Origin of the sequence: Halobacillus karajensis, assembly GCF_900108515.1 — a bacterium.
GTDB lineage: Bacteria > Bacillota > Bacilli > Bacillales > Halobacillaceae > Halobacillus > Halobacillus karajensis.
The window spans coordinates 1-21,049 of the sequence record NZ_FNWW01000018.1 but is presented as its reverse complement, the minus strand read 5'-3'; the positions used below and the strand labels follow the sequence as shown (position 1 = coordinate 21,049).

Here is a 21,049-nt window from a genome sequence, read left to right as displayed (position 1 = left end):
TTACTTTATATAATCTTCTATAAAAGATTTAGTGTGTTCATACACATCGAGCCACTCTGGCTCATTATAGATTTCATGATACATTCCAGGCCACTGTTTATATCTTTTCTTCTTTATGGGCACGCGATCAAACCACTCTGAGGTTTTTTCTTTCTTTACCATATGATCTTCTTCCGCCTGCATTACTAACAGCGGGATATCAGGAAAGCAAACAATATCAGTAAAAGCTTGTTTGGTCGCTTTTTGAAATTCGCGATACCAACGAACAGATACTTTATCAATAATGAGAGGATCCTGCTGGAACGCTTTAATTTTTTCCTTGTTTCGCGTGATATATTCAGGGTTTTGTGATGCTTTTATCCTAAGGCCTGGAATAAGGATATTTAATAGATAAGAGACAACTTCCAGGGGGAGGCTTGCTTTTCTTAAGATTCCTAAAGCCGGAGAGGAAAGAATAACAGCATCTACATTTGGACATGCTGTTTCCATTGTACGAACAACAGCAAGTCCGCCCATACTGTGGCCCATTAAAAATATTTTCTTATCTGGGTCGGCCTCTTCAACCCACTTTAAGATGGTATGAATATAGTCTTCAAAAGAATGGATATGTCCCTTCTTCCCAGAGGAATGGCCTTGGCCTGGAAGGTCACCATAGATAACAGAATACCCATCCTTGTGGAGTTGTTCAATCACATCCTGGTAACGCCCAGAATGTTCGAAGGCACCATGAACAAGCACAACCGTAGCCCGATCATTTTCTGATTCAATTTTTTTCACAGCCATCCCTCTTTTCTTCTGCTATACTATCAATAGTATTATTATAAGGGGGTTTATGATGATTTGCGAATATAAAGGAAAAGTACCACAGATTCATCCGAATGCCTTTGTAGCAGAAGACGCCGTGATTACAGGAGATGTAAACATTCGTGAAAATGCGAGTATATGGTTCAAAACAGTCATTAGAGGGGATGTGGCTCCAGTACATATCGGTAAAGACACGAACATACAAGATTTCAGCCTTCTGCACCAAAGCCCTGATCAACCTTTAATCATAGAAAACGGTGTGACAGTCGGGCATCAAGTAACTTTGCACTCTGCTCATATTAAAGAAAACGCGCTCATCGGTATGGGCTCACTCATCTTGGATGGCGCCGAAATCGGCGAACAAGCTTTTATCGGTGCAGGCAGTTTAGTCCCTCCAGGGAAGGCGATTCCTCCAAACACCCTGGCTTTTGGACGCCCTGCTAAAGTTATAAGAGAACTCACTGAGGAAGATATAAAAGAAATGAACCGAGTTAGAAAAAGTTATATTGAGAAAGGCAAATATTATAAAGAACAGCAAGGTTAAACCATATAAAATCCTAAATAAAAAACCGTTCCCAATCGATTTGATGAGGAAACGGTTTTTCTATTATTTACAGTGTGATTTCAAATCTTCAGCTTTATCAGTGCGCTCCCATGGGAACTCCACATCTGTACGGCCGAAATGACCAAAGGCTGCTGTTTGGCGATAAATGGGTCTGCGCAGATCCAACATTTTTATAATTCCTGCCGGGCGGAGATCGAACAATTCGCGAACAGCATCGACTAACTTTTCTTCAGAAACCGTTCCTGTTCCATTCGTGTTAATGGCGATGGAAACAGGCTGTGCCACCCCAATAGCATAGGCAAGCTGAACTTCAACGGAATCAGCTAAACCGGCAGCAACAATGTTCTTCGCAACGTAGCGTGCAGCATAGGCGGCAGAACGATCGACTTTGGTCGCGTCCTTACCACTGAAAGCTCCTCCGCCATGACGAGCATAGCCGCCATATGTGTCTACGATAATCTTCCGACCAGTTAATCCTGCGTCGCCTTGTGGCCCGCCAATAACGAAGCGACCTGTAGGATTGATGAAAAATTTCGTTTGGTCATCAATATAACCCTTAGGTACAACCGGATCAATAACGTGCGTTCTCAAATCATTTTGAATTTGTTCCAACGTTGCCTCTTCTGCATGTTGGGTGGAGATGACGATTGTATCCACACGGACAGGCTGATCATTTTCATCATATTCAATCGTCACCTGTGTTTTCCCGTCAGGGCGCAAATAATCAAGTGTTCCATCATTCCTCACATCAGATAACTGTTTGGAAAGTTTATGAGCCAAGGAGATTGGAAGAGGCATTAATTCCTTTGTCTCGTTGTTGGCAAAACCGAACATTAAGCCCTGATCGCCGGCTCCAATTGCTTCGATTTCATCATCACTCATTTTTCCTTCCCGTGATTCAAGGGCCACATCAACCCCGCCCGCAATATCGGGAGATTGTTCGTCGATTGCCGTCAAAACAGCACATGTATCTGCATCAAACCCATACTTGGCACGCGTATATCCAATATCCTTAATCGTCTGACGAACGATTGCGGGGATATCTACATAGGTATTCGTACTAATTTCACCAGAAACCAGTACAAGTCCCGTTGTCACTGTTGTCTCACATGCAACCCTCGCATTAGGGTCATTTTTTAGTATTTCATCTAATATCGCATCAGAAATCTGATCACAAATTTTATCCGGATGTCCTTCCGTAACAGACTCTGATGTGAATAACCGGCGGTTTGCAGGCATTCTTAAAAACTCCTCCTTCTGTAAGTACAATGTATTAGACGGAACTCTTTACCAGTATGTGCAGAAACTTTTCTTATAAGTTTCATTTATATTCATGTAGGTTTATTCACAACCAATGGAGCTTTTACATAGGAATATCTACAGGCTTCCTGTTTAGAATATTTCTCAATAGAAGGTCCATCCACCTTACGAAGGTTTAGAACGAACCCAGCGGTGAAAAAACCTTGTAAAAAGAAAAAACCCTTCCTATTCCGAGGAAAGGGGCTGCTTCCTTTCGCTCTTATCGTCCAAGGAGGTAATCTTACTCCTTGCTTCAGGTTAGCACCGTGTCAAATGAATGACGGTTGCTGGGTTTCAAAGGGCCTGTCCCTCCACCAACTCTGGATAAGAGAGTATCCGTTCTCAGTTATCGTATCGAAAACCTCTTTTATTGTCAATTGAATTCCTCCCCTTTATTAAGGGATGTCATGGCCGCCATAAACGTCCTCCATTTATGAACATATGCTATTAGAAGACGCGGAAACTACCTGTAGAACAAGGGGAGATACATTTACGGAAAACGACCGATAAAAAAGGAAAGACTTGGTACCAAGTCTCTATATAACTGATAAATAATGAGGAATTTAAGCTCACAACCACGGCTTAGAGAAGTGTAAAATTTCAGAATAAATAAAATGTAAGCTTTTTCACATATAGTATGGACTATTAATATGAATGTGTTATACTAATCTCACATTAGGTTGATCATAATTAATTGCAAAGGCGGGTCGACGCATATGAGTACCATTAATCAAATGTCTGAATTGAATATTTTACTTGCTCAAGAACATGTCCACCATCAACTATCTGTTCCACACTTAGTGGAAAAGATTTTATATCGCAACGAGGGTACCCTTACAGAAAAAGGAGCTATCCAAGCAACGACAGGTACTTATACTGGTAGATCACCAAAAGATAAATTCATTGTGAAAGACGATACCACAAAGGACAAAGTCCAATGGGGTTCTGTTAATCAAGCCATTGATGATCAAACATTTGTGAAATTATATCATAAGGTTTTAGATTATTTGAAAGAGCAGAATGAATTGTTTGTCTTTAAAGGTTTTGCAGGTGCAGATGAGCGGTACCGTCTTCCTCTTCAAGTACTTACAGAATTCGCTTGGCACAACTTATTTGCCCAACAGATGTTCATTCGTCCTGATGCTTCAGAACTTGAAAACCATGAGGCTGAATTCACTGTAATCTCAGCACCAACCTTTAAAGCTGACCCTGAGAGAGATGGAACAAATTCAGAAGCATTTATCATGGTTTCATTCAAGCACCGTATTGTCCTGATCGGAGGAACAGAGTATGCAGGTGAAATCAAAAAGTCTATATTCTCTGTCATGAACTATCTACTACCTGAAAAAAATATTCTACCCATGCACTGTTCGGCAAACGTGGGAAAAGAAGGAGACGTCGCACTATTTTTCGGTCTTTCCGGAACTGGAAAGACGACTCTGTCCGCTGATCCCCAGCGGAGATTGATCGGTGATGATGAACATTCATGGTCCAATTATGGGGTATCAAATATTGAAGGAGGCTGTTATGCGAAGTGTATAAATTTATCGCAGGAAAAGGAACCGCAAATTTTTGATGCTATCCATTTTGGAGCGGTTTTAGAAAATGTAGTCCTAAATCCACAATCGCATCAGCCTGATTATAACGATACAACCCTAACGGAAAACACGCGTGCTGCCTACCCGTTAGAGCACATCAAGAATACAGTCCAGCCTAGTATCGCGGGTCATCCGAATGCCATTATCTTTTTAACAGCTGATGCTACAGGCGTCCTTCCACCCATTAGTAAGCTGACTAAAGAGCAGGCTATGTACCATTTCCTTAGTGGTTATACAAGTAAACTTGCAGGTACAGAAAGAGGTATTACAGAACCTCAGGCTACTTTTTCAGCCTGTTTCGGATCACCATTCTTACCTCTTCCTCCCTCTACCTATGCTGAAATGCTGGGTGAAAAAATTGATCAGTTCAAAACAGACGTTTACCTTGTAAACACAGGCTGGTCAGGTGGATCCTATGGAGAAGGAAAGCGGATTAAATTAAGCTATACAAGATCTATGATTCACGCGGCTCTGGAGGGTGAATTAAGTTCTGCCGAAACATACGAAGATCCATTTTTCGGTTTGAATATTCCTACCCACTGCCCAGGTGTACCTGATGAAGTATTGTTCCCAAGAAAAACTTGGGCGGATAAGAATGAATACGATAAGAATGCGAAAATACTTGCAGATCAGTTTCATGAAAACTTCAAGAAATTCACGTATGCAAGTGAAGACATTAAGCAAGCTGGTCCGACCTATAACAGGTCATAATAATTGTTTCCTCATCTCCTCATATATAAGAAACCCCCGCTGATATCAGCGGGGGTTTCTCAATAGAATGTCCCTCATAATAAGGGGCCACCCTCTCCGATCTACTTTTAATCCATACTTTCTACCTTTTTCAGACACTCCGGTAACACTTCATCCTTCATCATAAAACTGAAACGGTCATTTGTCCTTAAGTTCCGAGGAAGATGCCGGAATAGTACTGGACCATGTGTTTCAAAGTAATGCTCTTGATCAGCCAAAGAGTCTATGACAGCAAAGTAAACGTTCTTAATGACCGTTCCCCCTTTCCCATCTACGTGGTATTGACCCACATAGACAAGGCAGGTTATGACTGCTCCAGTTTCCTCTCTTACTTCTCGCACAGCAGCCTCTTCTGCTGTCTCTCCCTCTTCAACTTTTCCACCCGGAAATTCAAGACCTCTGTCTTTATGCTTGGTGAGCAGCCACTGATCCTTGTATCGGCATATCACCCATACATGTTTCGGTGAATCAGAAAAAGGATGATCTTTAAAAGATAATCGGACAGGGTTTTGGTAAAAATCATAAAATGTTTTCATGTCTGCTCAACTGCCTTTAATATGCGTTCTGCTTTTCACCTGTTTAAATCGTACCACAAGCTCCCCTAAATACAAACCGCTTCATTGGCAAACCTTATGAAGAGCATGAAAAAATAGTAAAACTTTTCCGCTATTTTCCCTGTGATTAGTAATGGACATAAATACATTACCTTTTCCTTCATGACTGCTCTTTTCCTTTTTTATCCTACGGTGAAATTGAAACATAAAAAGTAGGTTAACGAATGGTAAAGCCCATAGCCACGACGTGTAATGGACAGCCGTAATAACATTTCTGACGGAGAGACGAATATATGAGGAAGTTTGCATCGGAAATCAACAGGATCATATTTTTCAAACCCAGGGGGAGATGAATAAAGGAAAAAAGTGAAGATCCGAGATATTTTGACCGCTTCTTTCTCAAGAAGCGGTACCATTAATCTTTTAGCACGCCCATTTCTGTAATATGGGCTTTCGTGGTTTCATCTCCGAGTTCATATATTTTCTGAAAGGCCATCTTCATATCCATATCTGTTTCATCATTGGCCCGATCATTGTGATAAGGCCTAAAAGGTACGTGAGCTCGATAAAAAGATTCTGTGTCCGCATTGTAAATTTCATCAAAAACTTCTCTGAGAGCTCTCACTTCTTCGCTTGTCGCATAAATGACGAAATCATCATTATTCCCATCATGATTCAAAGAAATTTCTCTAGTACCCATATTGATGTAATATTTATCCCTGTCCATGGTTCTTCCTCCTTTTTTATAGTGTGAACCATGGAGGGAATGTCTATTACAAATAAGTGTTACCTATGAAAAGTCCTGGACTTCTGCGTTACCTCCTCTAAGTAATCCTCATCCACCTCTACTCCAATGCCTGGCTCCTGTGGGACGGCTATTTCTCCACGATTCATAACAATCTCAGGGTGGATGATATCTTTATGAAAGTATCGTCCTGAGCCTGATAGATCTCCTGGTATTGAGAAATTCGGCAGGGAAGCAACTGCCAGGTTATGGGCTTTGGATATTCCGGATTCAACCATGCCGCCACACCAGACAGGGACACCTCTCTCCTGACAGTAATCATGGATCATCTGGGCCGCTGTCATTCCTCCAACACGACTAATTTTAATGTTTATGATTTGACAGCTTTCCAGCTCAAGCGCCTGTTGAGCATCGTGAACCGACATAACGGATTCATCCAGACAAACTGGTGTAGAGATAGCTCTCTGTAGTCGTCGGTGCAAGTAAAAATCTCCTGCCTGAAAAGGTTGTTCAATCATGGTTAACCCAAGCTTATCCAATGTGTGTAAATGGCCCATATCACTCTCTGTGTATTGGCCATTGGCGTCAATCATGATAGGGAGATACGGGTCAATCGTCTTCACCGCCTGAATGGCTTCTATTTCATTTCCTTTGACCACTTTCAATTTAAAACGCTGGAAACCTTCTTTTTTTAACAGGCCAACGTCTTCTTCTAATGAATCAGTGAGGCTGAGGACAGCTCCTGCTGCGACACTTTTACGTACTCCCCCCAGGAGTTCAGAGAGGCTTTTCTGTTGTTGTTTCCCATATAAGTCCCACAGAGCCCCCTCCAGTCCAGCTTTCGCCATTGGATGGCCTTGGATGCTTTTATTTAGCTTCGGAAACTCTACCGGATGGTCAATCTCATTTCGGAGTACTATTGGTATGAGTTGTTCTTCCAACACATGCCAAGCGGTAGCTATTGTTTCATAGGTGTAAAATGGATGAGGAAATGCCGTGACTTCCCCGTATCCAGTTCGTCCCCCGGTATCTTTCACTTCAACTATGATTAACGGACGTTTTTCCAATGTAGCCTGGTGAGTGACAAAGGGAACTTTAAGAGGTAATTCAATTTTCCTTAAGTGAATGCTGTCTATTTCCATTTCGTATCCCTGCTTTCAAACAAGAAAGGAAGGCGTCTGCGTAATATTTTGTTGGAAGCATTTCTTGGAAGTTCATCAACCCAATAAATATTCACCGGCCATTTAAACTTGGCAAGTCGTTCTTCACACCACTCCATCACTTTCTCCTCTGTCAGATCGGCCCCTTTTTCCTTCACAAGATAAGCTTCTGGTACTTCTCCCCATTGTTGATCGTAACATCCTGTGACCCCCGCTTCCCTAATACCAGGCAGAGCTGAGAGAACACTTTCTACCTCCGCGGGGTAAATATTTTCTCCGCCTGAAATAATCACATCATTTACCCGATCTACTACATATAAAAAGCCGTCTTCATCTTTATAGCCAAGGTCTCCTGTCCGCAAGGCGGCCTCTTCCCTTGCTGGCCTGTTGTAATACCCTTTAGAAACCATCGGTCCCTGAACAACAATTTCTCCAATCTCCCCGTTTTTTTCACTATCAATATGAAGTTGTGCAGTGCTTAACGCCTTCCCTGCCGAACCGAGTTTTGTAAAAGCAGACTCTGGGCTGAGTGTGGCAACTTGTGAGGAGGTTTCGGTCATCCCATATGTTTGAAACACAGGAATTTTTCTAGCCGCCGTTTCTTGTAATAAATTTTCTGGTACCGGTCCCCCGCCCAGCAGCATACAGCGAAAATAATCTGGATACGTCTGATCTCCCAATTCCTCAAGTAAACGCTGTAACATCACAGTCACAACAGACACATGAGTAATTCCTTTATCCATAATAGAACGATGGACGAGAGTGACATCGAATTTTTCTAAGAGGAGAGTGGGCATCCCATATATCACACTCTTCATAAGAACAGAAAAACCCCCGACATGAAATAAAGGCAGGCAGATTAGCCACTTGTCCTCCTGTTGGAACCCTAAATTCAGCGCTGATGCAATCGCACTATGCCAATGGTTTCCATACGTATGCATCACTGCTTTAGGATTCCCCGTTGTTCCTGATGTGTACATCATTGTATACACATCATCCATGTGTAATTCTGTTTGAAGGTCACTTGAACCCGTTTTATCCAAATTCAATCCTTCCACTGTCTTCACCGGGATATTCATATTCTCTACGGTTTCCAACGCTTTTGGGTAGCAGGTTTTTTCCACATAGAAGTGCGATACCTGTGCATCATTAAGCTGGTACGAAATCTCTTCGGGTGTCAATCTTGTATTAATTAAGATCGCTGTGGCCCCTATATAACTGATCGCGTGTATGAATATAGGAAACAAAGGATGGTTATTGGATAGAAGGGCCACATGATCCCCTTGTTGAACCCCTTCTTCTATTAAAGCATGAGCCATCCCTCTGCTTTTATTTCTTAATTGCGCAAAAGAGAGCCTTCTCCCGTCTGCCGTCTCTATGGCGAGGCGGTCAGGATTTAAGTCGGCTTGTTTATCTAACCAATGAGGAATACGTTCGCCCATTCAAACCCTTCCTTTTTCATCATTTTTTTAATTTCATCGATTCCGATACAGATAAAAAGGGGCACTCCCTTTACAGGATGCCCCTTTCTACATGAAACCATATAATTTAGAAGGATCAAGGGAAACGAGGGAACTGATCAAAGTCAGGCTTTCTCTTCTCCTTGAAAGCGTCGCGTCCTTCCTTAGCTTCATCGGTCGTATAATAAAGCAATGTTGCATCTCCACCCATTTGCTGAAGACCGGCTAAGCCGTCTGTATCCGCGTTGAAAGAGGCTTTAAGGAAGCGCAATGCAGTTGGAGATTTCTCAAGCATTTCACGGCACCATTGGACCGTTTCTTCTTCCAACTCTTCGAGTGGGACAACCGTGTTGACAAGTCCCATTTCTTCCGCTTCTCTTGCACTATATTGGCGACATAGGTACCAGATTTCACGGGCCTTCTTATGTCCAACAATGCGGGCCAGCAACCCTGCACCGTAACCAGCATCAAAGCTCCCCACCTTAGGCCCTGTTTGACCGAAGATAGCATTATCAGCAGCTATCGTTAAATCACAGACAATATGTAAGACATGTCCGCCACCGATTGCATAGCCTGATACCATCGCCACAACTGGCTTCGGAATCACGCGGATTAAACGCTGCAGATCTAGTACATTCAATCGTGGGATTTGGTCGTTACCAACATACCCTCCATGACCCCGGACTTTTTGGTCGCCTCCTGCACAGAAAGCGTCATCTCCGGCACCTGCCAGAACGATTACTCCTACTCTGGAGTCATCACGCGCATAGGCAAAAGCATCAATCAGCTCTTGGACCGTTTGGGGACGGAAAGCGTTACGCACTTCCGGACGATTAATCGTGATCATAGCAATCCCTTCAAATCTTTCGTACATAATATCTTCATATTCGCGTTCATTTACCCAATCAAAAGACATTCTATTTCCTCCTTTTTCTTTACACTGTTCTATCATCTTCATGAAAAAAGCGCTCATACACGTTTATTCTATCATGAAGCTATCTACAATTTTAGCAAAAAAACTCGGTTTCTCAAGATGGACGGTATGGCCAGAGTGTTCAACCACTTTATGAAAGGCGTTTGGAAGCCTACCTTTCATCTTTTCGTTGATTGTAAAGAACTTCTTATCCTCTCCCCCTGTAATGAGCAGCACAGGGGTCTTAAGTGAAGAAAGCTTGTTCCACCATGAAGGTTGATGTCCTGTCCCCATCCCAAGAAGAGACTCGGCAAGTCCTTTCTCCATGTGCCCCAAACGTTCGGCCCTTAAATGCTTTTTAGCAGGAAGGGGGAGTCTTTGATGAGAATGAAACAAAGGGATGTTCTCCCAATAATCAACAAATGCTTCTAGTCCTTCTTCTAATAACTTTTCTGCAAGCCCCTTATCCTTAGCCTGCCTGGACAACTGTTCTTCTGTTGTAGCTAAACCTGGAGAAGCACTTTCTAAAATTAATCGATCAACATAGCAAGGGTACAGCACAGCAAATGAGAGAGCCGTACGCCCACCTAAGGAATAACCGAGAAGAGATACTTTACTTAAACCTAATTGGTCGAGCAAATCCTTCAAGTCCCTGCAGAATTGCTCCATAGTAACCCTTCCTATAGAACCCGTTCTCGCATGTCCTGGCAAATCAACCCTAATGATCCGATAAGAGTTTGAGAAATGGGCAGCCACCTGATCAAAAGTGGAAGCACTTCCTGTAAACCCGTGCAGCATAACAAGTGCAGGACCTTCCCCTTTATCCTCTACCCAATATTGATGATCATTTACTTTCATTATCATTGCCTTTTTCTCCATTCCAAGACCGCTTGTTCCACCTTTGACCATCGCTGGCGATGAAAATCAACGTGTTCTTCACGATTGGTGATCACCTCTACCACGTTCAATTCATTATTTGAGAAACTCTCCTCCAACGCTTTCTGATAAGCTTCCCATGTACTTACACGTGTATGTTTTCCCCCATACATTTTAATAGCAGGAGCAAGGTCAAGACCTAGAGGAGTACCAAATAACTCTTCGAAATGATCCGGGTGATTCGATTGAGGGAGATAGGAGAAAATGCCCCCTCCATCATTATTAATTACTACTATAGTTAGAGGAATCTGCTTGTTCTTTGCCATCCACAGTCCGTTTAAGTCATGGAAGAATGAAATATCTCCTAAGAGAAGGATCGTTCTATGACCTGTAGATGCAGTTCCTAAAGCCGTACTGACAACACCGTCAATACCATTAGCGCCCCTGTTTGCCAACAGCTGGACCTCTTTAGGGGAAGCCATAAAGAAACTATCTACATCCCTGATCGGCATACTGTTTCCAATGAAAAAGTTGGAGTGATCCGGGAGCATTTCTGATAAATGAACAACAGCATGTCCTTCATTAAGAGCCTCACCTGAGTCTCGTAACATTTCATTTTTAGCCAGCACGTTCATTTGTTTCCATTTCGAAAGCCAGGGCGTTTCCTTATTCCCTTTAGACATATTCAAAGCCAACCCATTACACAATTCGATAGCGTCACTCCAAATGAAAGTTGTCGCTACACCTGAAGGCTCACGATACCCTGGTTGGTCGTCGATGACAAAGTGATCAATGGCTTCCTCATATTTTTGAATCCATTTTAAATAGGCCTTTGATACAGGCATTGCACCGAAACGGACAATATAATCAGGAACAACATCCTGTTGAATCGTTTCAGCCTTCAAGAGCGAATCATAATTTTCTATGATATTCCTTTTGTCATGGCTGCCTGTTCGAAGTTGGGATAATGGATCGGCTAAAATAGGGACTCCAAGTCGAGAAGCAAGACGTGTGACGGCTTCTGCGAGTTCTGGGTTTGTTTGTGGTCCTACAACGATCAACCCTTTATCCGATTGAGTCAGGCGTTCAATTAGAGATTTCAATTGGCCTTTCGGCAAAACCGTCACACCCTTTTCAGCCCTTGGTATAGGCTTGGTTTGCCCGCGCCAAGCATCTTTAAGCTGAAAATCCGGAATTAGGGGTTCCCGCAGCGGAAAATTTAGATGAACGGGGCCATGGTGACCGGAGGCCGACTCTTCTATCGCTCTTGCCGCCTGTCGTCTCGCATATAAATAGTTCTCTTCCTCAGGTAAAGCAAGGTCCTGTTCCCATTTTGTATACGTACCAAACATCCTAATTTGATTAATCGACTGCGGAGCCCCTACCTCTCGCAACTCATGTGGACGATCTGCCGTTAAAACCACTAATGGGACCCGGCTGTAATAAGCTTCTACAATAGCCGGGTAATAATTGGCTGCCGCTGTTCCAGATGTACACACAAGAGCCACCGGTTTTTGTTCTTGTTTGGCTATTCCCAAGGCAAAAAAAGCTGCTGAGCGTTCATCAAGGTGAACCCAATGGGTCACTCCAGAATGCTCAGCAAAAGTCATAGCAAGTGGCGTCGATCTCGATCCAGGGGAAATGACCACATGCTCAAGCCCTGAAAAGACGAGTTGATCGACGAAATGAGTCACATATTTCGTTAACGCTTCTACATGTCCCATTCTGAACCCCCCAATACCGACATCATGGGTTTTAATTTCACTGCTGTTTCTTCATATTCTGCTTCAGGATCAGAATCTTCCACAACTCCGCAGCCTGCAAATAAAGAAGCCTCATCCTTTTGAATTAAAGCGGAGCGGATAGCAACGGCAAATTCTCCATTATCTTGTGCGTCAAACCAGCCAATAGGCCCAGCATACCATCCTCTGTTCAAGGTTTCATGAGTTCTTATATAGTCAACGGCTACATTTTGCGGTAACCCCCCTAGGGCAGGAGTCGGATGTAGTTTAGCAATTACATCTAATAACGTATATCCCTCATCCAAAACAGCCTTCACGGGCGTATATAGATGCTGTAGATTTCGAAGCGGGTACAGAACTGGACCATCGGGTACTTCCACTTTCCTGCTGCATGCTTCCACAGCTTCTTTAATCATTTCCACAACAAACTGATGCTCCTGGCGGTTCTTAGGATCATTCAGTAATTCTTCCCCAAGCTTTTGATCTTCTTCTTCTGATAATCCACGTGGAATCGTACCTGCAAGACAAGTTGAAACAAGTTCACGGTCGTCCAACTTCGCTAGTCGTTCAGGTGTAGCCCCGATAAAATGACTACCCTCTGACTCATAACAGAAGATGTAGCTGTTTGGTTGTGTTTGAGCCAACGCCTTTAAAACAGAAGTTATGTGAGCATCCCCTTTGAAAGTAAGGCGCACTTCCCTTGCCAGGACAACTTTCTCCATTAATCCTGCTTTAATATCTTCCGTTGCTTGTTTCACAGAACGCTTCCATGCTTCAGGAACCATTTCGTATAATTGATCAATAAATGGCAATGAATGGGTCCATTCCCCTTGATGAAGAAGTCGATGTTTGTGATCCTTGATTTGTGTAATAATTTGCTGGTAGTGATCTTCAGGAAAGATCATCGCATTAATTGTCAAATAGGACTGTCCATCCACTTTCGTTAACAAAAAAGCAGGAATCGTCATTTGGCTGTCAGAAAAATTGTCCCATGGTGTTTTCTCTTGTTTTTCAGGATCGAAACTGAATCCTCCCAAAGCAACCATCCCTGTACCTTTTTGATTATAATTGTCATGGACAAACGCTTTTTCCTGAAGTTCTCCCCATAAGGATTGAACCTCTCGGAATCGTTGCCTGCTTTTGGCATATAATTGACTGGCTTTTCCAACTCCAACCATGGTCAAATCATTTTCTGCACTCTGCCAAAATGAGCGGTGCTGATCAATATCCAAACCAGCCTCAAAAAACTGATAAGGATCTTGGTCATCTATGTGTTCAACAATACTAATAAAAAGAGGTTCCCCAAGATGATGTGCTTTCTGAAGAGCTTCCCCTATCATTTCTTCTAGTTGAGGGGCCTTCGTATGAAGCATATATATTCCTCCCATTCTTTAAGGGACGTATTCTAACCTTTCTCATCATACACCAAACAGTATTTCTGGTTGTATGCATCACTCTCTATTTTATTCTCTTTTTTCTATTGACTCAAGGAATCTAACCTTATAACCAACATTTTCTTACATTCATTGACACTTACGAACGGTTTCCCTAAACTTAAACTGTTATTATATATTTAGTATTAGACAAGGGAGAGAACATCCATGAGTACTGCTCAAAATCAAAATGTAAAAACTTCCTTGAATGAACGTGAAGGATTCCAAGTTTGGTGGAGACTACTTCGTCCCCATACATTAACCGCTGCTTTTGTTCCCGTTTTTGTAGGGACAATGCTCGCTGCTCTGGAAAAATCGATCAATTTCTGGTTATTTGCCGCCATGTTACTGGCATCCATCCTCATTCAAGCAGCCACCAATATGTTTAACGAATATTATGATTACAAACGTGGCTTAGATAACGAAAATTCAGTAGGAATCGGCGGGACGATCGTCCGTGATGGCATCCATCCAAAAACCGTTTTGTCACTTGCTTTCATCTTCTTTATCCTTGCAGGGTTATTAGGTGTATATATTTGCGCTTCGTCAAGCTGGTGGATCGCCGCCATCGGCCTTATATCTATGTTGTTCGGCTATTTATATACAGGAGGGCCGCTCCCAATCGCCTACACTCCTTTCGGTGAAGTCACAGCGGGTTTCTTTATGGGGACCATTATAATCGGCATCAGTTATTTTATTCAGACACTTACGATGACCGCTGAAGTCGCTGTCGTGTCCGTACCTGTTGCTATTTTTGTAGGATCCATACTTTTAGCAAACAACATAAGAGACAGAGCAGGAGATGCTGAAAATGGAAGAAAAACTTTAGCCATCCTGTTCGGTCATAAAGGTTCGGTCATTTTTATCAGCACGCTTTTTGTCATTGCTTTTCTTTGGACAGTCGGTCTCATCCTTTTAGGTACACTTCCTGTATGGGCCTTTATTACTCTCTTTAGTGTAATAAAAGGATGGAAAGCCATTCAGGGATTTATAGGAAAAACACAACCTTTGGAAATGATGCCGGCTATGAAAGCCACAGCACAGACGAATACCATTTATGGTTTACTATTGGGACTATCCTTGCTCCTCCACCTTTATTTCCCTCTTGTATAAGAGAGGGATACAGAAAAACAGTACAGAGAACTTTTGAAGGATGGCCACAGCCATCCTTCTTTCATTACATTTATTTAATGGAAATCCCTTGTAACATAAGCAATTAAGAATAGAACATAGTAGGTTTGACCATTTTCTCAGTGGGAATAATTAAAAAAGGACGGGATAAGCATGAAGGAATCGATGATGGAAAACACATTAATGGAAACCCTTGGTATGGAAGTTATAACAGCTGAGCCAACAATCGTCCAAATACGGATGCCCGTGGACAAACGCACACACCAACCCATGGGATTTCTCCATGGAGGGGCAAGTGTAGCGTTAGCTGAAAGCGCTGCAAGTATGGGCGCTTATTTAAATATCGACCCCCAAAAACAACAAGTCTTTGGAGTTGAAATTAATGCCAACCATATAAAAAGTATACGAAGTGGTCATGTGATTGGTACAGCAACTCCAGCCCATTTAGGGAAAAACACGATGGTATGGGAAATTAAAATCATGAATGAAAAGGATGAGTTGATCAGCCTTTCAAGATGTACCATCGGAGTGGTTCCAGTAAAGAAATAACCCAAAACGAAAGGAGCCTTTCTATTATGTTAAATAGAGAACAGACCCAAAAGTTTAAGGACCGCCTTTTACAAATGAAAAAAGAAGCAGAAAATCAAATAGAAGAGTATCAGAATGACCGTGCGAAGAAAGATTATGAAAACGATCGTACTGGTGAGATATCAAGTGTAGCGGATCACCCTGGTGATCAGGGAACCGATCAATTTGAAAGATCCAAGGAGCAAACTTTTTATGAGCAGGCTCGAGAAAAGTTAATGGAAGTAGAAGACGCACTCCAGCGAATAGAAGAACGACGATATGGTTTAAGTGAAAAGTCAGGGGATCCGATTCCATTTGAACGCCTTGAGGCTATGCCAACAGCGCGTTATAAAGTAGATGAAGTAGAAGAATAAATACTCAACGCGTTTAGCTCACTCCTACAAACTTGCCAACACGTCATAATACGAAAAAAGCTCAGAGCAGGAAACTCTGAGCTTTTTTATTGTTAGGCAGCTTTTGATGGATTAACACTTTTCTGTTCAATCCACGCTTTCATTTTTCCAAATAGCAGAACGAATAAAGCGCTAGCTACTATCCCTTTAATGAGGTTAAAAGGAAGAATACCAGCAAGGATTGTCACCCATTTCACTTGTGCACTCATTGATTCCCACCCCATAAACCAACTGTAAGCAGGGAGAATAAGGAAATAATTCAAAACACTCATGACAACCGCCATAAGAATAGAACTAAGGAACAAACCAGTGATAAGAGACTTTACAGATCTGAATTTATGATAAATCACGGCTGCAGGAAATACGAACAGTATACCAGCAAAGAAGTTTGCCACCACACCAATGGGATCAGCAGCCCCTGTATAAATCAGATAAATTCCATTCTTCACCCCTTCTACTACAACCCCTGCAGCTGGGGTGAACAATATGGCTGCTAAAAGAGCCGGCACATCACTGAAATCCACTTTTAAGTACTGTGGTAACAAAGGCAATGGGAAATTCAACAACATGAGGACCATTGAGATGGTTCCGAATAATGCTAAAATAATCAATTTAAGCAATTTGGATGATTGACCTGTGTAAGGATTCATCACCGCTCTCCCCCTTCATCTTTTTTATCGATTCACATCCCAGATGAAGGTAATCGGTCTAAAGGTACACATAAAAATAACCCTATAGCATCGGGCTAAGGGTAAATGTGTCCACAGGAAACGAAAGGTAGAGTTTCCTACCTGTTCCATTTGACATCTTCTCCCATCCAGACTGTAACTGTCGGTCCCGGATTCTCACCAGGTCCACCGCATGGTCTTACTCATGCGGGTCACGGACTTGAAGTATAGGTATACTTTTTACCGTCGGTCGGGAATTGCACCCTGCCCCGAAGATGGAATCGATATGATTTTGTATCTTTATTTTATATAAAACCCTATGATATCGCAACTTTAAAGTTTTATGACTGATTGTTTTTGGTTCTTTTAGGATTAAAAATAATAGTTGTTGACGAGTTTCGTCAACAATTCGTCAACAACTCGTTAAAAAAAAGACCAACAGCTTAGAAGGCTGTTGGAGTGCATATAAATAAACTTTTTAGGATGGTTGTACCAGCAAATTCACGTCTTAGGGAATTAAATCTGATAGATCCAAATAGAAATGGGCCAGTAATAATGAAATCTTTCCCCATTTCCGTCCCAAAGGAACGTATTGTTAGTTACTTAAGTTTCTTCGTAATTTTGAATTGTTCTTCAATAACGCTCTGTTAATGCAGGGTCTGAAGTATGTAGGCTTTTAGGTTGATCCAAGGTGTGTTCTTCTCCTTGTCCGTGCCTTGTAAAAATACTAACTTCACAGGAACTCCCCTTTCATTGAAATATCACTTGTTCAACCAAACAGCTAGGTAATTAAAAAGGCGAGCGTCCATATTGAAAAATCGTTAGCAAAAGGTAAGCTTTTGAAATCATCTCCGGCTTTTCCCCTGCTCCACACCGAACGTGCTAGTTTCCCAGCATTCGGCGCTCCATCTAAAGGTATGTACTACATTATAAGTTCCTTTGTTACTCTTCGAGACTGGATGCGTCGATCCCTCCCACCCCACATACCTTTCGGTATTGATTAATCTTATCTAAGATCGATCGATTCTGTGGTAACTTTTCGAGGTAGAACTTTATCTTCTTTATATCTTTCATATGGATAAGTCGATGAATATCCTTATGAAGAATACGGAGATTTTGAAATTGGTCTAATCCCCCTTGGTTCCTTGGTACATAGTGATGACAATGAACATCTGAGGCATGTAGATACTCGCCTGTGATTTCACATTTCCCCATTTTCATACTATACCGACTAATACGATTATCAAGATATTCGACACTTCGATTCGGTAGAGAAGACTTCATTAATTAAGTGTCCAATTTCTTTCTGGATATCAGGGCGGAGACTTTTGTGTATCTGTTCTCTGCCCTTCTTCGTGTAAAGCGAAAGCTTTGAACTGAAGTTCATCGCATTGTATGTTTTCACATTGCCAATAGGAAACAAATACGTACCATTGATATAAATCGTTTTCGTTCCCAAGCTAAAGGTTCTCTTATAAAACGGCGGTGGCTGAAAAGGATGTTTTAGCGTTCCCACCGATCGAAGACGGTTCACTAAAAATGGCTTAAGATCGTAAGCAAGACGTGAAAACACGAGAGTTACATGAGTCGCTCGCTTAAAGTATTGGTGAAGTCCTAGAACAAAGCTATTGTAACGATGAATATTCTCAGCGGAAGGCGAAGCTTTCATTCTTCGAATGAGTTTCTTCGCTTCCTGTTTGATTTTCTCGCTTTTAGAAGAAATGACCCCAGTATGAGCCACTCGTTTCTTACCCTTTTTATTCGCACGAATGGTAAACCCTAAGAACTCTGATTCTCGTTTTCTTAAGTTTACAATTTGAGATTTCTCTGGTGAGATGTCCAATTTCAAACGCTCTTTGAGATACAGACGTACCGCATGGTACCACCTTTGCGCTGTCTTTCCATCCCGACATAGAATTTTAAAATCATCAGCATATCTAACCAGGTATCCCTTTTTCAGGTTTGTTTGTTTTCTCGCTCGCCTTCTGGCATCATCTGAACTGTAGGATTTCTTCAGGGGAAATACTTCCCACTGGTCCGCCACCCATTGGTCTAGATCATTTAAGCCGACATTAGAAAGAAGGGGAGATAAGATTCCGCCTTGGGGTGAACCCTTATCAGGCACTCCTTCTCCATCAATCTCCGAGGTAATCATTTTAGAAATACATGCTAGTACCTTACGGTCTTGAATACCGATATTCCAGAGTTGCTTCTTCAATAGACGGTGATTCACATTATCAAAGAAACTTTTAATATCTACATCAACGACGTAATGAAGTTGACTATGGTTAATTAAAAACTGTATCCTTGCCATAGCATGATGAGCAGACCGTAGAGGTCTGAAACCGTAGCTATGTTTAAAGAATGGAGATTCTACAATTGGTTCTAGAACTTGTTTGAAGCATTGTTGGATCACTCGATCCAATATGCATGGTATCCCAAGGGGCCTCCATTTGCCGTTCTCTTCAATCCGTTCTCTTCAATCCATTCTCTTCGAATTTTCTTCGGGTGATAGTTTCTAAGTTTGGTTCGGACTTCGTTTACCAGATCTTTCTCGGATAGCTCTTTCATGTCATCGATGGTCTTCCCATCGGTTCCTGGTGTTTTTGCTCCCTTATTGGTTTTAATCATGCGAAAAGCGAGCAGGATGTTTTCTCTCGATGTGATGGTTTCATATAAATGAGAGAACGTATTTCCCTGTCTCGCTTTTTCATGTAGATCCGTAAAGGCCTCCGTCATATTATAATAATCCCAGTTTCGCAGCGTTGACACTGTGGCATCCCTCCTTTGGAGTGATGTTCCCACGTTCCTACCCGATCGGTGCCATTCACGTTAGGGAAAATAATCGTTTCATACTCTAGACTTGAGGCTATTCCTCCACTTCAATTACAGAAGTTTCATCAGTCATTCCCCTACCCTCACAAGGATAAATGCTTTTCAGCATAACTTTATAGCAACCGTTTCGGGTGACAGCCCTTGATTCAACGTTCCTTGCTTTCCAAGTACCATACAACGTAGCTATCCATACTAGAGGTAGATGCTTCCTTTAAGCCTGTGAGCTGGATACCGCCATGGTTCGGTATAGCGTCTTTCAGAGGGGGCAGTTTTACTCCACACCACTCACGTCATCGTAAGATGACACGTAAGTTTCCTTACGTTCGAAACTTTAGACCCTTACCTTCGGAAGTTCGTCAGTTCCTATCTCAAAGAACGATTCTCATCCTATCTAGTTTTTCAGCCGTGGGGCATATCGTCAGCATACCTGATGGCTTCAGCCTTCGTTCTGCCCAATCTACCTGTGCCTCACACCCTAAGACCTGCCCGTCTTAGCGCATGCAGGAGTGTTGACGGGATGGTTTCCGGAAACATGGATCCTTCATTCCCATCCTCCGTTGTACAGTTGAATTTTAATCAAATAAACTTCCTGCCTTTCACGCTAAAAAGCGTTTATAGCAGAACTTGTCGCGCGCCCCCGTTTCATAAAGACTTGATATCAAGATAAATATTACTCCTGCTTATGTATTGTTTATATTTAAACGGTAATATACGAGAACGCAAGTTGCATATAAAGGTGCTGCTGTAAGGAATAAACTCAGTATTAAAACAATGGCTGAAAATCCGGATATAGGAACAAAGACAAACTTTGATGCCAATTACAAGACTATAAATAACAGAATAAACCCAATAGATACCTTGATAAATACATCAGAACTAAAAGACATAAACGTTCAAACGAATAACCTGCCCACTTCATGGTGGATGTATGGTCCGATTATCTTCACTTATTTTACAGAAAAAGAGGAAGGAATGAGTGAAGTCTAAATCGGACCTGGAGCCACATCATTTACACGAATGCCCTTTGAAAGGGAAAGAAAACGGCTAATAAGGTAGATGGCACCTTGTAGCAGAATAGTCAAATAAAGATTTCCAACAACCTTTATGGTTTTCACTTGAGGTTTTAACTAAAATTAATTAGGATGACGTCCATTCCCCTCCGTTAACATGAAGTGTTTGACCAGTTACAAAACGCGAATCGTCTGAAGCAAGATAAACATAAGTAGGGGCAAGTTCAAATGGCTGACCTTGACGCTGCATTGGGTTTTCAACAAGCGTAACCTGGTCCGCAGAGAAACTTGCTGGTATGAGGGGTGTCCATACCCTTCCAGGAGCAACCGCGTTTACTCGGATACCTTTGTCTACAAGATTATTTGCCAATGCACGGGTGAAACCAACAATAGCTCCTTTAGTCGCTGTATAATCAATCAATTGTTTGTTCCCTATATACGTCACAACAGAAGTTGTATTTATTATCGAACTACCTACATTTAGATACGGAAGTGCTGCTCGAGTTGTGTAGAAATGTGAGTAGAT

General features: G+C 42.1%; 17 protein-coding genes, 1 pseudogene and 2 riboswitches. Of the genes and pseudogenes, 5 read left to right on the top strand and 13 right to left on the bottom strand.

The genetic code is table 11. The features are described from left to right. On the bottom strand, nt 1–777 hold the full coding sequence (locus BLW54_RS19810; RefSeq protein WP_035511490.1) for an alpha/beta hydrolase: 777 nt from the start codon (nt 775–777) through the stop codon (nt 1–3). 55 nt (nt 778–832) lie between these two features. On the opposite strand from BLW54_RS19810, the gene BLW54_RS19805 reads away from it, so the two are divergent. Next, a complete protein-coding gene (locus BLW54_RS19805; RefSeq protein WP_074736450.1) occupies nt 833–1,348 on the top strand; it encodes a gamma carbonic anhydrase in 516 nt (171 codons plus the stop codon). A gap of 63 nt (nt 1,349–1,411) precedes the next feature. On the opposite strand, the gene metK is transcribed toward BLW54_RS19805, so the two are convergent. Next, a complete protein-coding gene (metK, locus tag BLW54_RS19800) occupies nt 1,412–2,608 on the bottom strand; it encodes a methionine adenosyltransferase (protein WP_035511358.1) in 1,197 nt (398 codons plus the stop codon). Between the two features lie 277 nt (nt 2,609–2,885). Then, nucleotides 2,886–2,999, bottom strand: a riboswitch (SAM riboswitch). Between the two features lie 385 nt (nt 3,000–3,384). Here metK and pckA point away from each other — a divergent pair. Further along, nucleotides 3,385–4,977, top strand: coding sequence for a phosphoenolpyruvate carboxykinase (ATP) (pckA, locus tag BLW54_RS19795; RefSeq protein WP_035511360.1), 1,593 nt, complete (start codon nt 3,385–3,387; stop codon nt 4,975–4,977). Nucleotides 4,978–5,084: 107 nt separating this feature from the next. Here pckA and ytkD read toward each other — a convergent pair whose 3' ends face one another. The 8 genes from ytkD to BLW54_RS19755 form a co-directional block, all read right to left on the bottom strand. Further along, entirely contained in the window at nt 5,085–5,552 is a 468-nt protein-coding gene (ytkD, locus tag BLW54_RS19790) for an RNA deprotection pyrophosphohydrolase (RefSeq protein WP_074736448.1), read from the bottom strand. Between the two features lie 433 nt (nt 5,553–5,985). Then, nucleotides 5,986–6,297 carry a hypothetical protein gene (locus tag BLW54_RS19785; RefSeq protein WP_035511365.1) on the bottom strand — a complete coding sequence of 104 codons (312 nt, stop codon included), beginning with the start codon at nt 6,295–6,297 and terminating at the stop codon, nt 5,986–5,988. 59 nt (nt 6,298–6,356) lie between these two features. After that, nucleotides 6,357–7,457, bottom strand: a complete 1,101-nt coding sequence (gene menC / locus BLW54_RS19780; RefSeq protein WP_074736446.1) for an o-succinylbenzoate synthase — start codon at nt 7,455–7,457, stop codon at nt 6,357–6,359. Further along, a complete protein-coding gene (locus BLW54_RS19775) occupies nt 7,448–8,917 on the bottom strand; it encodes an o-succinylbenzoate--CoA ligase (RefSeq protein WP_074736444.1) in 1,470 nt (489 codons plus the stop codon). Before BLW54_RS19775 ends, menC begins: the two co-directional genes overlap by 10 nt. Nucleotides 8,918–9,032: 115 nt before the next feature. Continuing rightward, complete coding sequence (gene menB, locus BLW54_RS19770; protein ID WP_074736442.1) at nt 9,033–9,851, bottom strand: 1,4-dihydroxy-2-naphthoyl-CoA synthase; 819 nt, start codon at nt 9,849–9,851, stop codon at nt 9,033–9,035. 63 nt (nt 9,852–9,914) lie between these two features. Further along, nucleotides 9,915–10,712, bottom strand: coding sequence for a 2-succinyl-6-hydroxy-2,4-cyclohexadiene-1-carboxylate synthase (menH, locus tag BLW54_RS19765; RefSeq protein WP_035511373.1), 798 nt, complete (start codon nt 10,710–10,712; stop codon nt 9,915–9,917). Further along, on the bottom strand, nt 10,709–12,448 hold the full coding sequence (menD, locus tag BLW54_RS19760; protein WP_035511375.1) for a 2-succinyl-5-enolpyruvyl-6-hydroxy-3-cyclohexene-1-carboxylic-acid synthase: 1,740 nt from the start codon (nt 12,446–12,448) through the stop codon (nt 10,709–10,711). The genes menH and menD overlap by 4 nt, the downstream gene beginning before the upstream one ends. Continuing rightward, nucleotides 12,436–13,839 (bottom strand): isochorismate synthase, encoded by a 1,404-nt coding sequence (locus BLW54_RS19755; RefSeq protein ID WP_074736440.1) that lies wholly within the window; start codon nt 13,837–13,839, stop codon nt 12,436–12,438. The genes menD and BLW54_RS19755 overlap by 13 nt, the downstream gene beginning before the upstream one ends. A 228-nt stretch (nt 13,840–14,067) precedes the next feature. Here BLW54_RS19755 and BLW54_RS19750 point away from each other — a divergent pair, with 228 nt between their 5' ends. The 3 genes from BLW54_RS19750 (at nt 14,068) to BLW54_RS19740 (ending at nt 15,971) form a co-directional block, all read left to right on the top strand. Next, nucleotides 14,068–15,012 (top strand): 1,4-dihydroxy-2-naphthoate polyprenyltransferase, encoded by a 945-nt coding sequence (locus BLW54_RS19750; RefSeq protein ID WP_035511379.1) that lies wholly within the window; start codon nt 14,068–14,070, stop codon nt 15,010–15,012. A 171-nt stretch (nt 15,013–15,183) separates the two neighbouring features. Further along, a complete protein-coding gene (locus BLW54_RS19745; RefSeq protein WP_035511380.1) occupies nt 15,184–15,579 on the top strand; it encodes a hotdog fold thioesterase in 396 nt (131 codons plus the stop codon). A 26-nt stretch (nt 15,580–15,605) separates the two neighbouring features. Continuing rightward, nucleotides 15,606–15,971 (top strand): TraR/DksA C4-type zinc finger protein, encoded by a 366-nt coding sequence (locus tag BLW54_RS19740; protein WP_035511382.1) that lies wholly within the window; start codon nt 15,606–15,608, stop codon nt 15,969–15,971. 92 nt (nt 15,972–16,063) lie between these two features. On the opposite strand, the gene BLW54_RS19735 is transcribed toward BLW54_RS19740, so the two are convergent. From BLW54_RS19735 to BLW54_RS19720, 3 genes and pseudogenes are all read right to left on the bottom strand, one after another. After that, nucleotides 16,064–16,660, bottom strand: coding sequence for an ECF transporter S component (locus BLW54_RS19735; RefSeq protein ID WP_035511384.1), 597 nt, complete (start codon nt 16,658–16,660; stop codon nt 16,064–16,066). A gap of 151 nt (nt 16,661–16,811) precedes the next feature. Next, a riboswitch (FMN riboswitch) is annotated at nt 16,812–16,959 on the bottom strand. A gap of 661 nt (nt 16,960–17,620) precedes the next feature. After that, nucleotides 17,621–19,450: pseudogene (gene ltrA, locus BLW54_RS19730) on the bottom strand (group II intron reverse transcriptase/maturase). 1,200 nt (nt 19,451–20,650) lie between these two features. Continuing rightward, the coding region (locus tag BLW54_RS19720; RefSeq protein ID WP_139254202.1) for an SDR family oxidoreductase at nt 20,651–21,049 on the bottom strand (399 nt) is incomplete at its 5' end.